This window comes from Paenibacillus sp. V4I5, from assembly GCF_030817255.1.
Classification (GTDB): domain Bacteria; phylum Bacillota; class Bacilli; order Paenibacillales; family NBRC-103111; genus Paenibacillus_E.
The window spans coordinates 1,971,064-1,984,768 of the sequence record NZ_JAUSZB010000002.1; the positions used below are offsets into that span (position 1 = coordinate 1,971,064).

At 42.3% G+C, this 13,705-nt stretch carries 11 protein-coding genes; 6 read left to right on the forward strand and 5 right to left on the reverse strand.

Translation table 11 applies throughout. From position 1 onward, the window contains the following. Position 1: 1 nt before the first annotated feature. From QFZ78_RS11115 to QFZ78_RS11125, 3 genes are all read right to left on the reverse strand, one after another. The gene (locus tag QFZ78_RS11115; protein ID WP_307547428.1) at positions 2–1,201 is read right to left on the reverse strand and encodes a metallophosphoesterase family protein; all 1,200 of its coding nucleotides are present in this window, start codon (positions 1,199–1,201) and stop codon (positions 2–4) included. Beyond that, a complete protein-coding gene (locus QFZ78_RS11120) occupies positions 1,202–3,838 on the reverse strand; it encodes a PAS domain S-box protein (protein WP_307547429.1) in 2,637 nt (878 codons plus the stop codon). It abuts the gene before it with no gap. A 92-nt stretch (positions 3,839–3,930) separates the two neighbouring features. Continuing rightward, a complete protein-coding gene (locus QFZ78_RS11125) occupies positions 3,931–4,128 on the reverse strand; it encodes a hypothetical protein (RefSeq protein ID WP_307547430.1) in 198 nt (65 codons plus the stop codon). 417 nt (positions 4,129–4,545) lie between these two features. Here QFZ78_RS11125 and QFZ78_RS11130 point away from each other — a divergent pair, with 417 nt between their 5' ends. Then, the gene (locus QFZ78_RS11130; protein ID WP_307547431.1) at positions 4,546–5,736 is read left to right on the forward strand and encodes an MFS transporter; all 1,191 of its coding nucleotides are present in this window, start codon (positions 4,546–4,548) and stop codon (positions 5,734–5,736) included. 9 nt (positions 5,737–5,745) lie between these two features. Here QFZ78_RS11130 and QFZ78_RS11135 read toward each other — a convergent pair whose 3' ends face one another. Both QFZ78_RS11135 and QFZ78_RS11140 read right to left on the reverse strand, forming a co-directional pair. Further along, on the reverse strand, positions 5,746–6,933 hold the full coding sequence (locus QFZ78_RS11135; RefSeq protein WP_307547432.1) for a benzoate/H(+) symporter BenE family transporter: 1,188 nt from the start codon (positions 6,931–6,933) through the stop codon (positions 5,746–5,748). Between the two features lie 139 nt (positions 6,934–7,072). Continuing rightward, complete coding sequence (locus QFZ78_RS11140) at positions 7,073–7,900, reverse strand: LysR family transcriptional regulator (protein ID WP_307547433.1); 828 nt, start codon at positions 7,898–7,900, stop codon at positions 7,073–7,075. 114 nt (positions 7,901–8,014) lie between these two features. On the opposite strand from QFZ78_RS11140, the gene QFZ78_RS11145 reads away from it, so the two are divergent. The 5 genes from QFZ78_RS11145 (at position 8,015) to QFZ78_RS11165 (ending at position 13,431) form a co-directional block, all read left to right on the forward strand. Next, positions 8,015–9,247 carry a cysteine desulfurase gene (locus QFZ78_RS11145; protein WP_307547434.1) on the forward strand — a complete coding sequence of 411 codons (1,233 nt, stop codon included), beginning with the start codon at positions 8,015–8,017 and terminating at the stop codon, positions 9,245–9,247. A gap of 225 nt (positions 9,248–9,472) precedes the next feature. Further along, a complete protein-coding gene (gene pdxR / locus QFZ78_RS11150; RefSeq protein ID WP_307547435.1) occupies positions 9,473–10,918 on the forward strand; it encodes a MocR-like pyridoxine biosynthesis transcription factor PdxR in 1,446 nt (481 codons plus the stop codon). A 152-nt stretch (positions 10,919–11,070) separates the two neighbouring features. Beyond that, positions 11,071–11,640 carry a TetR/AcrR family transcriptional regulator gene (locus QFZ78_RS11155; protein WP_307547436.1) on the forward strand — a complete coding sequence of 190 codons (570 nt, stop codon included), beginning with the start codon at positions 11,071–11,073 and terminating at the stop codon, positions 11,638–11,640. A 59-nt stretch (positions 11,641–11,699) separates the two neighbouring features. Further along, positions 11,700–13,076: an MFS transporter gene (locus tag QFZ78_RS11160; protein WP_307547437.1), complete on the forward strand. Its 1,377-nt coding sequence runs from the start codon at positions 11,700–11,702 to the stop codon at positions 13,074–13,076. 31 nt (positions 13,077–13,107) lie between these two features. Beyond that, positions 13,108–13,431: a luciferase domain-containing protein gene (locus QFZ78_RS11165; RefSeq protein ID WP_307547438.1), complete on the forward strand. Its 324-nt coding sequence runs from the start codon at positions 13,108–13,110 to the stop codon at positions 13,429–13,431. Positions 13,432–13,705 lie beyond the last annotated feature (274 nt).

The window sequence follows — 13,705 nt, forward strand, 5'->3', positions numbered from 1 at the left end:
TCTAATCCTCATTAACCTCAAATGTTATTCGAACCAGCTCAGTATTCATCGTTTCCCCCAAATAGATGATATCGTAAGATCCAAATGGAAGATTCAGATCAGTGAATATGATCCTACCGTCCGGCTGACTATTTGAATTGCTTTTAATATGCGCTATGGGAGTTATAGGCTGCGTCTCACTCGGTAAAGCACCTCTTGGGAAAATACCGAACGCATCTTCTCCCACTGACCCCTTGTAAGTAACTTCAATTAAATCGCTTGTCCGATAAAAGGCCTTGTCTATCTGCATTGTCGGGCTACCGAGCGTCAGATCGGGATCGTCTTCAGGGTCCACTACCGGAATTAACGAAGGAAGTGGTACTGAGAAAGTAGCATCCTCAATCCACGTTTTAGCGAGAAAGTCCCTTCCTTTTACGACTACTTTATGATCATAAACCTCTACGAAATATCCCTGGGAGCCTTCCTTCTCCACATTCTCATCCGTCCATAAGTATGCTGTGGAGGCTGCATTAAACATAGTTGTATACTTTGCGTTGTACATGGTGTCTGCGGAGCCCAGTTCCCAATGGGAATGACCAGTAAATAACATAGATTGTGGATGCTTAGCTAGTATAGTTTTAAGCTCCCTGTCCTGTCGAATACCATACCAACCGAATTTGTTTTGTGACCCTGAAACAGTATTTTTCAAAGGCTGATGAATGAAAATAAAGGATGGTTTGTGAGCCTCTTCGTGCTCCGATAGCTTTAGATCTAACCACTCAAGCTGCGTCTCTGATAAATACGAAAAGTCCTTTAACCCTTTCTCTGTCCCTAGGAAAATAAAATGATAGTCCTTTATCCAAAAATCGTAATACTTTTTATCCATACCCGTATTTGTCGTAATATAAGACATTTGACTATCAAAGTCCGCCCAACGGACATCATGGTTGCCATAAGTAAAATAGATGGGTGGCAGACCCTCTCTATGATCCTTCAAAATTTGAGTCATCGTTTCAAACTCTGCTTGCTTGCCATTGTTCGTCATATCACCAACATGCATAATGCCTTGACTATCGGGCGAAATTGCCCTGATATCCTGTAAGGCCTGAATGAAATTTTGCGAATGTACGCTTTCTATATCATCTTCCACATGTGTATCAGTAATGACGATAAATCTGACATTCGGCTTATTGTCTTGTCCCACATTTAGATGCTCCGCCATTTATTTCCCGCCTTTGAGTTCTTGGAACATTTCAATCCGATCGAAAATGACCTCACTTTTGATTGGTTTGCTGATGTAATCATCCATTCCAGCCTCAAGACATTTTTCACGATCACCTTTTAAAGCGTTAGCTGTCACAGCAATTATGTAAGGGATTTTCTCTGGTGGGATTGTTTCTTTGATCTGTTTGATCGTTTCCAGACCATTCAGGACAGGCATCTGGATGTCCATAAAAATGATATCGTATGCTTCGTAAGCGAGCGCTCGAATAACCTGATTGCCATTTTCGACAATACTAGTGAAATGCCCCATCTTTTCAATCATTTTTTTTAATACGAGCTGATTAATTTGATTATCTTCGGCTATTAAAACTTTCAATGGTTCTTGAACATAAACGTTCTCTTCTATAGAAGAGTCTTTGGGATACGAAACCTCTTCTTTAAACCAAACTGTAAATACAAAAGTAACCCCAGGTTCGTCCGTTTGTTCAATCCAAATATCTCCGCCCATCAACCCAACAATTTTTTTACTAATGGCTAAGCCTAATCCTGTTCCTTCCGATTGTCGTGTCATGAAACTATCCAATTGATAGAATGGATCAAACAAATGATTAAGCTTTTCCTTGGGGATACCAATCCCAGTGTCTTTAATCGAAAATTTAAGCCGGAGTTTTTGATTTTCGCGCCTATTATTTTCCACCCTAATGGACACCCCGCCGCTATGCGTGAACTTGATCGCATTACTAATGAGATTCATTAATACTTGTTTAACACGATCGTAATCACCAATTAATTTATTAGGCAATTCCGGAATCATAGAAACTTGAATGTCGAGCTTTTTTTCATGTGCTTTTGGCATCAGTACAGCGAGCGTATCGTCGATACAGTCTCTAATATCAAATGGCTGCGCTTGTAATTCAGTCTTGCCTGCTTCAATTTTGGAAAAGTCCAAAATATCATTAATTATCTTAATCAGCGTGTTTCCGCTTTTATTAATGATTTCTACATATTCTTTTTGCTCATCATCCAATTCCGTCGTAGTTAATAACAAATCTGTCATGCCAATCACCCCATTCATAGGGGTCCTGATTTCATGGCTCATCATGGCTAAAAATTCACTTTTTGCTTTATTTGTATTTTCAGCAGCTTCCTTAGCAATAAGCAGTTGTTTCTGTTCCGTCATATCTTTCGCAATCACATAGTACCCGACGTTTTCCTTATTTATGATGATAGGCGCTATTGTTGTTAATACTTCAACAACATGTCCATCTTTATGTCTGATTTTATTAATTTTTCTTTCCGTTGTAACGTCTTCGATGGAATAGGAGAGTATCCTACGGAGATTTCGTTCACCAATAAGTTTTGAAATTAGTTCTCCTCGCATCTCCGTAACCCTATATCCAGTCAATCGTTCTGCCATTTCGTTGGTGTTAATGATTCTGCCTTTCACATCCAGGGAAATAATAGCATCGTGGTTGTACTTTTTTAGAGACGTATAGCGCTCTACGGACTCTTGCAGCTTCAACTCTACTTTTTTGCGTTCCGTAATGTCCTGTGTAGTTCCGTTCATTTTGACAGGCTTTCCATTTTCGTCGAATGTTACTGAAACGCGAATTTGCATATACTTAATGGTTCCATCGAGCTGCTGATTGCGAAATTCCGAGCTAATCGCAGTACCTTGCATGGCTTGATCAATGAATTCATGAAATTGTTGTTGATCATCTGGATGAATCATAAAGGCAAGATCCGTCGGATCGGATGGTAAATTATTTTTGGATAAGTTATAAATTTGGTAAAATTCTTCAGAGAATGTGATCTTGTCTTCAAGAATATCCAATTCCCAACTGCCTAGCATGGCAATATGCTGAGCCTCCGCAAGATTATCCTGGTATTTCTTACGCTCTGTAATATCCCGCCCTATCCCTAATACCTTCTGTAGATGGCCTTGATCATCTCTAATGAGTTTAATCGCGGTCTCAAACCAAATATACGTACCATTCTTATGGCGTGAACGATAGGTAATTACCTCATTATCCGAAAAAGAGGCAGATCTTATTTTTGCTAAGTCTTCAGGGTGATTCAATTCAGAAACATCTTTTCCGATCAATTCTTCTGGCTCATAACCCAATAAATCACGTACGGAGGGTGATAAATACACGATGTTGCCCTCTGGATTCACTAAGGTAATAATATCTTGAGCATTTTCAGAGATAAGTTCATACAATTCTTCAATCTTTAGAAGCTTTTGTTCAGTGGCTATTTTATCTGAAATATCGACGATATGAACGATAAAGTATAGTGGAGTTCCTTGTTTTTCGTCACGAACCAATGAAAACCTTACAGACGACCAAATTAGGTTACCGTTTTTGTGAATACTACGCTTTTCCAACTCATAGCAAGGTGATTTTCCATGCAATACCTCTTCGATTCGTGCATTAATTTTATTCAAATCATCAGGATGGGTAATTTCCTTAAGTGTAAGTCCAATTGCTTCTTGCTCCGTATAACCGAGGGTTGGATAGAAGGATGGATTGACCCTCCTGATAGTTCCGTCTATGGACACCAACGCTATAGCATTCGGAGCAAAGGTATATACTTGTTGAAAAACAGAATCGTGATCGAAATCTACCTTAGGCATTTGTAAACCTCCAGTCGTCAATGTACCCCCTATTTCTACTATATATGGCTATTTAAATATAACATGACTTTTAATGTGAACTGAAATGGTCATTATCTTTTACTTAGAAATTCACAATTTGCCTTCACGTATTGTTCGCCAGTCGTGCTTACAACAATATCGTTATCATGAGATTGAATGATGACATTTTCACCTATTTGTTCACCCTGTAAAAAGATCGAGATTGGCTGTCGAAATACCCGCATCCTTTCAAAGTCTGAAGGTTCTATCAGTTTACGTTGTTTTGGCATGTTTTTCTCCTTTTAAATTTACTGTGATTATATTATTGCATAAATAAGGATCCGATTGCAGGTCCTATCAAAAAGGACCTTCTCAATTGTCTGAAAAGACAAAGGAAAGTCCTGTTTTATTACGGCCAAGGTTAGTCTATCTGCTAGTTAAAACGTTGCCCACGATTGCTTGTATGACTATTTCGTCGTCAGACAAACGTCCTGGCTGAAAGGGATTACGATAGACCCATTTATCTCCAGCCAAAGTGATAATACCCTTCGAGGTTGCCATTCTCCCCGGCATTCAGCCGTCTTAGCTCAAGTTGAATGGGAGTGCGAAAGTCCTGCAAATAGGCTATTCTCGTATTATTATATTCCCTATTCCCTATTGCTGCGCTATTCTATAAATAATGCCTATACAATGAAAGGTCGTTGATCATGCAATTGAAATCAGATTTCAATTTATTTCTGCGTATTAAGGGAGCAGGATACCTACTTCTGGCTATCATTATTTACGGGATCGGCACTGGCATACTTGCTCCTATGAATGCGGTATATTTGAAGGATCATCTAGGTTTATCTAAAGGCGAGATCGCGTCCATTTTCTCTATCTCATTATTGCTGAATATGATAATTACTTTATCCGTCGGCATTGTCAGTGACAGGATCAAGGAAAAAAAACCAATTCCGATGATTGCTGCTGTAATTTGCGCAAGTGGGCTCATTATCTACATGCATGCTGACAATTATATAGAAGCTCTGACCGGCATGTCGATTGCCGTTGGCCCATCTGGATTGATCATGGGACAACTCTTTGCTATGGCCCGCAATCATTTCAAGAAACATGCCGAATCTATTATGGAAATAGCGATGCTTTGGCTTCGTGCTGGGTATAGCGTTGGTTTTTTTATGGGCCTGTTGTTCGGTGCTAATCTGTATCTGATTACAGGATTCCAAGGAGTACTCTGGGGCAATGCAGCAGGTTTTGCTGGTCTCTTCTTACTACTGCTGTTTTATAGCGAAGTTAAAGGGACGAACGAAAACGCAGACATCAAGGCCGGAGAACCGTTCTCTTTGGCCATGTTGATCGCGCTCTTGATGCTTTTATGTGCTGACGCCATCCGTGGATTGTATTTACCCTTAGTTTTCAATGAAAGGTTCGGTAGGCCAGATCTAATGTCTTACCTGTGGAGCGGCCAGGCCGTTTTTGAACTGTTATTCATGACCTTAACAGGTTATTGGGCAGCCAAGTTCGGGAGCAAATCCATCATGGTATTAGGCGGAGTATGTGCGCTCGTCACTTATACCGTCTATGCACTAGCTTCTCCTTTAGCGCTGTTTTTTACGGTTCAGCCTGTCTATTCATTGTCCATCTCTATTTTATATGGAGTAGCAATGGGTTACGTTCAGCGCATGTTTATCAACCACACTGGTTTTGGGGCCAGTTTATACCTTTTTATCTCCCAAGCAGCATCGCTCATCGGCTACTTACTGCCCGTGTTGATCCAAGGTATATCGCCAACTATTTTTATCATACCGATCACATTGGTGATGGTTGCGCTAGTTATTATTATGAATGTGCTTTATAAGGAGAAGAGAATATTGAAATCAGGATCTTTAGGAAGATAGCCAATATCGTTAAGTCTGCTCTCCCCGTACTGTTCTCTTATTGAACTTTCCTTCACCGAAAATTTGAGCTGATATAATCCCTACTAACAAAGACCATACAGGAGAGGATACCCCAACAAATGAGACATTGGAAATCGCGATTAGAAAAGCAAACAAGGTCGAGTATCGATAAGACGACTCTGAGAACGCTGCTTGCATGCTATTTAACAATACAGCCAGGAGGGCAAATCCGGATAACATCGTAATAAAAGCGGATGGCAGCATTTCAATAATCACAATGACTTTCCATGCAAAAAAACCGAATAAAGTGACTAATGCTCCGGAAACTAGTGCCGCACCTATCCGATTTTCTTTTGGCCCTGCTTCCTTACTGCTGCATAGCGCAGTCATCATCCCCCCGATGTTCACGGCATGGCCTCCAAAAAAACCGGCGATAAACGTACCAATCCCTGAAAGCACAAGCGTCTGGTTAACTGGAGGTTGATAGTCGTTTTTCTTCAGCGCAGCCAAAGCCACTGCAATATCGTTTGTCAAAATCAGAACGGCAATCGGAATCGCAATCGAAAAGAAACTGTGAACGGTGAAGGAAGGAATAATGATTTGAGGTAAAGCAAACTCAGCAGCCTCCGGTACTCCCGGAAAATCATAGCCGATAAAAAGCCCCAAGACACCGAAGAGTATCACCCCTAGTAACGGCGGTATTGATTTCGAAATTTTGGGTGCGATAAAAAAACCTAAAATGGCCAATCCGCCAATAAGAGGTGAATCCTTTAACGCCGGAATGATATTCACCACATATTGAAGAAGCAAGCCGGCTAGCATAGCATCAATAAAAGGCTTTGGGATGAAATCCAACGCTTTACTGAATAATCCCGTAAAGCCGAATACAGCGATAAGTCCCCCCGCCATAATGAAACCGGCTGCCAATTCATTCAGCGTAAATTGATCGACAACCGTGCTTAGAAAAGCAACAGCCGTGATCGAGTGTGCCCCGGCAAAAGGGATCTTGTATGTCCACGTCAATACCAAATTTAGAATACCGCCTAAGCAGTAGACACAGAACAACCAGGAAATCAGCTGCGAGCGGCTAAACCCCGCTGTTTCTGCACTATTTATGATCATGATGGCGCCACCTGTGCAGGCCATCAATGCAGACATAACGCCGGTCGATAGGTTTTGTGTATTCAGAGCTGACATATACTCCCCAATCTATCCTATTGTTTTTTTTATATGAAGAGGTGACTACTCATTTACATAATAATAGCTTAGCCTTATTGGTAAGTAACCACCCAATTTCGAGATTTCTTTCCCAACCAATCCCGCACTTTTTCTCATCTCATCCGTCCTCTCCATTCCTTAGATGATTCAAGAAATACCAAACACTCTTGGATAAACGTTCAGCAGGCCGTGTAATAACACTCGCTACCACAGGTATTGGTGTGAACGTTGTCCAAGGCAGCAGCCTCCCATAAGATAGCTCTAAACTTGCTGCTGATTCCAAGACCACTCCGTACCCCATTCCCTGCATAACAAATTGTTTAACAGTCTCGGTGGAATCGAGATGCATGATCTCCATATCCCATGTATCGTTTAAGGGTAAGGATACAATGTCTCGAGGAACAATCATCTTTCGGCTATGGAATGACAACGAAGGTTGAATACCTATCAATCGCTCCTGAGCGAATGGCGTGACTCGAAATGAAAAATGGTCGTCTGGTGGCTGCAGCGTCATTCCGATATCAATACTGCCCATTCTGACTAATCTCTCAATTTCCTCATCCGTTCTTGTTTGCAGCTCTACCGTAATATCCGAATAAGTTTGAGTAAACGAATACATGATTTTCGGTAACAAATAAGCGGCAACTACCTGGGAGGCAGCAACAATGATTTTGCCTCGATTCCCTAGCCGATATTCCTCCATTGCTCGATAAATCTGCCCTTCCAAGGACAGCATGGATTCTGCATACTCCATCAGAGTAAGTCCTGCATCAGTCACAGCGATATCCCTACCAACAACTGTAAACAGGGGAACTCCTACTTCCTGCTCTAAACGCTTAAGCTGCATGGAAATCGCAGGTTGACTCACATAGGTTTCCTTTGCTACTTGAGTAATACTCCCCTTTTTAATAACTTGCATGAACAAAGACAAGTGTTTCGTATTCATAAGCGCCCCCAAACATATAACTAAATTATTATGATTACATAATTTTAATGATATTTGTATTATAGATCAAATCGTGTCATTCTATAGTCATTCTTTTGAAGGGAAGTGTTTTCATTGAATATCCAAGAAATAAGAGACCAATTTCCGATTTTAAAGCAGCAAGTTAATGGACATCCTCTGGTGTATTTAGATAGTTCGGCCACATCCCAGAAGCCCTATGCTGTCATTGAAGCATTACGGGATTATTATACAAGTTACAACTCCAATGTTCATCGCGGTGCACACACGTTAGGTTCACTAGCTACGGATGCATTTGAGAATGCCAGAGATAAAGTCAAGTCGTTTATCCATGCCAAGGAGTCGGCAGAAATCGTGTTCACTCGCGGTACTACAGCATCATTAAATCTAGTCGCCCAATGTTATGTGAGAGAGTTTCTAAAAGAAGGCGATGAAATCTTGACCACCTTAATGGAGCATCACAGCAATCTCATCCCTTGGCAGCAGGCAGCTAAAAAAACAGGCGCAACGCTTCGCTATATCCCCATCCAACCTGATGGCACCATTCGCTTAGAGGATGTAGAGGAAGCCATCACATCGAAAACCAAGTTCGTATCCATAACTCATGTTTCCAACGTGATGGGAACTATTCATCCTGTGAAACAGATTGCGGCAATTGTCCACCGTCACGGGGCCGTGATTTGCGTCGATGCGGCTCAAAGTGCTCCACACCTTCAGCTGGATGTTCAAGATTTGGATTGTGACTTTATGGCCTTTTCCGGTCATAAGATGGCAGGTCCAACCGGCATAGGCGTTCTATATGGCAAGAAAGCCCTCTTGGAAAAAATGGCGCCTTATGAATATGGCGGAGAAATGATCGATCACGTGGACTTATACGAATCCACTTGGAAGGAGCTTCCTTGGAAGTTTGAAGGAGGAACGCCGAATATTGCAGGCGCTATCGGGCTTGGTGCCGCCATCGATTTCCTGCAACAAATCGGGTTATCTACCATTCGTCATCATGAGAATCAACTGATCAAGTATGCCTTAGAGCAGCTTTCATTGATGGAAGAGATTTCGATCTATGGCCCAATGCAACCCGAACTAAGAAGTGGCTTAGTCACCTTTAACTTATCAGACGTGCATCCGCATGATCTCGCAACCATTCTGGACGTGGAAGGAATCGCCATTCGATCGGGCCATCACTGCTGCCAGCCTTTGATGAGATGGCTTAACGTTTCATCCACAGCTCGTGCGAGTTTTTATCTATACAATACGGAAGAAGATATTGATGCTCTCATAAAGGGCTTAAAGCGGGCACTATCTTATTTCAAATATGTAGCTCAATGAGAATGTGAAGGAATGAAGGGTTCTCCGCCGTCAATTCCTTGGAATACTTTCCAGTTGTTACGTGAATAATAAACGGGTCATTTCTCCACTCTTGCACATTTTATCCCCACCATTATGAAAAGATTAGCGAGTTTGTCAAACATTCTACGCGAGAGTTCAACTACGAATTCGTGAACTGTATTATACTATGGAATAAATTGATATTTCTCAAAGATGGTGGTATACATGCGCAAACCTGACCGAACGAGTAAAAAACCTCTCTATCAACAGATCTCAGATGAGATGGAGAGGAGTATCCTACATGGCGAATATCCACCTGGAAGTTTCTTGCCTTCTGAACGTAAGCTAGCCGAACGACTGGAAGTAAACCGAAGCACCGTCGTACAAGCCTATGAGGAATTACGTGCAAGAGGAATAGTCGAAAGTATCAGCGGAAGCGGTACCATGGTGAGCAACCATATTTGGGGTATTAGGCCCAATTTAACACCCAATTGGCGTCAATATGTAGAAGGAGGTACATTTGCCCCCAATCTTCCCTATATCCGCCGGGTCCGTGAGGTTCTACGTGAGCGAGAATCAATCATTGACTTTGCTAGTGGCGAGTTATCTGCCGACTTATTCCCCAATGAGGCGATTAAGCAATTAATGAGGGACATTCCTTTCGAAGCCTACTTAGGATATGACGATCCAAGTGGGTATTTGCCGCTTAGAGAGACTCTTGTAGGTTTTTTGGAGGAAAGATTACGTATTCGAGCGACAGAAGCTTCCATCCTTATCACCTCCGGCTCACAGCAATCTCTATATTTGATCATGCAATGTTTGTTAGCTCCTGGGGATGCGGTTGCCATTGAAGATCCGTCTTACTACTACTCTTTATCCATGTTCCAATCTGCCGGGCTCCGCATTTTTCGCTTACCGGTAAAAGAAGATGGCATCGACCCCGAAGACATTATGACGTTGTACCGCCAACATCGCATTCGCATGATTTTTTTGAATCCGAACTATCAGAACCCAACAGGGACGATCCTTCAAGCATCTAAAAGAGAGGCCTTACTGAAGATCGCTGCTGAACTTGGTATACCCATCGTAGAAGATGATCCTTTCAGCCTTACTTCCTTTGATCATTATCCACCTGATACGTTGAAATCCATCGATACACACGGTTCTGTACTCTATGTCGGTTCCTTATCCAAGGTTGCAGCTTCAGGATTACGGATCGGCTGGTTGGTAGCTCCCCAGGCTGTCGTACAACGATTAGCTGATGCTCGCCAGCAAATGGACTTTGGCCTAAGCATTGTCCCACAGTGGCTTGCTAATAAATTTCTGGGATCGGATTTGTTTGATAAACATATGTACTTCCTAAGGGACTCCCTTTCTCTGAAGCAGCATCTTATGATTCGATCCCTTCAGCAAGAGTTACATGATCAAATCAGCTTTACCCCTGCTCGAGGAGGTTTAAATATATGGTGCACCATCAAGGACAAGCTTGACGATCAGAAATTATTGGAGGAAGCGATAAAACGCGGGGTTGTCTTTATGCCAGGAACCATATTTGGCTCTGAGCCTGGACATCTAAGGTTAAGCTTTGCTCGTCCCTCTATGGATGAGATCGCTCCTGGCATATCCAAACTAGCTCAGGCTTTTCATGCATTAACACAGAAATGTGAATAGGATTGTGAAAGCAGCCCTTTGCTATTTACATAGGAAGGGCTGCTTACTATTATACTGACTTAAAAATTTATTCTTCCAGTCCTTGACATTGCAGTATGACTCTAATACAATAAAAATGTAAGTAAGTACTTGCATTAAAGAAGGGTAGATAAATGAGCAGCAATCCAAGTACGAGTGATAAACTTCTGTTAGCAACAATCGATCTCATGGCAGAAAAAGGGTACGATGGTACCACAACGAAGGAAATCGCTGCTGTTGCCGGAGTAAACGAAGTGACGTTGTTTCGCCATTTCGGAACGAAAGAGAAACTGCTAGCGGCTGCCTTTAACCGTTATCACTATGCCTTAGAGATGACTAAGCTTTTTAGCGAATCTCTGACAGGCGAGCTGCATGAGGACCTTCTTATCATCAGCCGAAAGTATCATACTCTCATGAATCGGAATAGAAAACTGTTTCAGATCATTCAAAAAGGAAGCAGCAGTCTCCCTCCAGAAGTTTATCAGGAGGCACACCGCCATCCTCAGGAACTTAGGAAGCTTCTAACGAATTATTTGGTTTCCATGTCTGAGCAAGGTAAAGTGTTAACTTCAAAACCTGACATACAGGCATATGCTTTCATGTTGATGAATCATGGTGCGTTCAATACTAACATGTCCCCCATAGATTTGGACGAATTTATCGAGGAAGGCGTGCGGTTATTCGCTAGGGCATTAACTCCCTAGCTTTTTTACAAACCATAATGCAAGTATGTGCTTGCATTCATACTAAGGAGCGATGAACCATGAATTCTGAAACAACGCTGCAAAAAGGCCCTATCTTAATGCGATTATTGATGTTTACGGTTATGATGTCATCGATGAGCGCCCTTATGTTTAATGTTGTGCTTCCGCAAATCAGCGAGGAGTTTCATCTTACCCTTGCTCAGGTGAGCTGGCTGTCATCCGCCTATACGCTTATCTATGCGTTTGGAACTGTGACTTATGGGAAACTGGCAGACAGATTCCAACTGAAGAGCCTATTGACGTTCGGTCTGACGTTATTTGCGGCTGGTTCTCTAATGGGACTCGTTTCCCAAACATTCTGGTTCGCACTTCTCGGAAGGTGCCTGCAATCTGCGGGGGCTGCAGCTATTCCGGCCATTGCGTTGATTATCCCTGTACGATATTTTTCGCCTGAGAAGAGGGGCTCCGCATTAAGCATGTCAGCCGTTGGGATTGCGCTCGGAAGCGCTCTTGCGCCTGTTATTTCCGCTGCTATCGTCAGCTTTGCGAATTGGAGATGGCTGTTTTTGCCTTCCCTGTTGATTTTGTTACTGCTGCCGCTGTATCGAAAATATCTCGAGCATGAAGTGAAACAAGCTCCGCGAAAATTCGATTGGCTTGGCGGAAGCTTGCTCGCCGCATCTATTGCGCTGCTTCTGCTTGGGGTCACGAATCGAACCTGGTGGTATTTGGTTATCGGATTAGCGTCCTTACTTCTCTTCATCGTACGAATTCGCACCGCCGAAGAACCATTTATCCAACCTCAGTTGTTTCGTAACAAGAAGTATTCCATCGCAACAACACTGGCGTTTCTCATCAGTGGCATAGGCGTTTCCTTGTATTTTTTAACTCCGATTCTGTTTTCGGAAGTTTATCATCTTGGTTCCAATTGGATCGGTTTCGCCATGGTCCCTGCGGCGGCAGCCTCCGCCCTTCTAGGGAGAAAAGGCGGGAAACTGGCGGATCTAAAAGGCAACTCCTATCTGTTCTCGGTTGCTTCCGGTTCGTTAATTACCTGTTTTGTCTTGTTGTCCATCTTTACAGGAATCTCGCCGCTATGGATCTCATTCTTTTTGATTTTCGGTAACGTAGGCCAATCTTTCATGCAGATTGCAATGTCCAATTCCATCTCAAGATCATTGCCCAATGATCAGGTTGGCGTGGGTATGGGTCTTTTTTCGATGGTCAGTTTTATAGCTCAAGGGATAGCTGCAGGCATATACGGTATTGTGGCTACCCAGGGACCCTCCGTACATTGGAATCCGTTAAATGTGGATTCGAACAGTTACCTATTCAGCAATTTTTATCTCGTTCTTGCCGCAATGCATGTGGGGATCTTGTTCTTCTATCACTTGCAATTCCGTACCAAGAAAATAAGTGTTGCAATAGAACACTGAACAAATCATTGATTTGGGAGGGAGCAAAAAGATGAATGGTAATGTGAGGCAAATTATTATCGACCAATTGTTTTCATGGCCAGAAGTAACTCAGCAGCCACACCGTTTCGGAGGGATTGAATTTTTGTTTATCGGAAAAGAAATTGGTCATCTACATGGAGATCATCTAGTCGACTTGCTCATGCCAAAATCGTTTCGCGATCAGCTTATAGTTTCAGGGCGTGCGCAACCCCATCATATGTATCCTGATTCCGGTTGGGTATCTGTTTATTTAACGTCAAATGGGGATGTTACTAACGCCATTGAACTTCTACGATTCAAGTATGATTATCTAGTGACAAAACGAAATGAATGATGATAAGAGCACTCCCTATTATTTTTAGTTTGTTGTCGATGGAGAGCCCTCAGGCACTATGCCTGAGGGTTTTTCTGTATGTATGAATATCAACAGGGTTACTTTTCACCAAAATGTCGGATTTGCAATCAAGTATGTGGTGTAAATTTTCATAATATTGGCATTCTAATAGGATGTAACCATTCATTCTGACCCGTACAGTAGGTGATCAAATAGATAAGTACAAAAAGCAAGAGAAATGGTTAATATGGCTCTGTATCATCGTCGCTTCCCT

Excerpts from the sequence above, each read along its gene's own strand:
- QFZ78_RS11115 (WP_307547428.1), bottom strand. The coding sequence starts at position 1,201 with ATGGCGGAGCATCTAAATGTGGGACAAGACAATAAGCCGAATGTCAGA.
- QFZ78_RS11120 (WP_307547429.1), bottom strand. The coding sequence starts at position 3,838 with ATGCCTAAGGTAGATTTCGATCACGATTCTGTTTTTCAACAAGTATAT.
- QFZ78_RS11125 (WP_307547430.1), bottom strand. The coding sequence starts at position 4,128 with ATGCCAAAACAACGTAAACTGATAGAACCTTCAGACTTTGAAAGGATG.
- QFZ78_RS11130 (WP_307547431.1), top strand. The coding sequence starts at position 4,546 with ATGCAATTGAAATCAGATTTCAATTTATTTCTGCGTATTAAGGGAGCA.
- QFZ78_RS11135 (WP_307547432.1), bottom strand. The coding sequence starts at position 6,933 with ATGTCAGCTCTGAATACACAAAACCTATCGACCGGCGTTATGTCTGCA.
- QFZ78_RS11140 (WP_307547433.1), bottom strand. The coding sequence starts at position 7,900 with ATGAATACGAAACACTTGTCTTTGTTCATGCAAGTTATTAAAAAGGGG.
- pdxR (WP_307547435.1), top strand. The coding sequence starts at position 9,473 with ATGCGCAAACCTGACCGAACGAGTAAAAAACCTCTCTATCAACAGATC.
- QFZ78_RS11155 (WP_307547436.1), top strand. The coding sequence starts at position 11,071 with ATGAGCAGCAATCCAAGTACGAGTGATAAACTTCTGTTAGCAACAATC.
- QFZ78_RS11160 (WP_307547437.1), top strand. The coding sequence starts at position 11,700 with ATGAATTCTGAAACAACGCTGCAAAAAGGCCCTATCTTAATGCGATTA.
- QFZ78_RS11165 (WP_307547438.1), top strand. The coding sequence starts at position 13,108 with ATGAATGGTAATGTGAGGCAAATTATTATCGACCAATTGTTTTCATGG.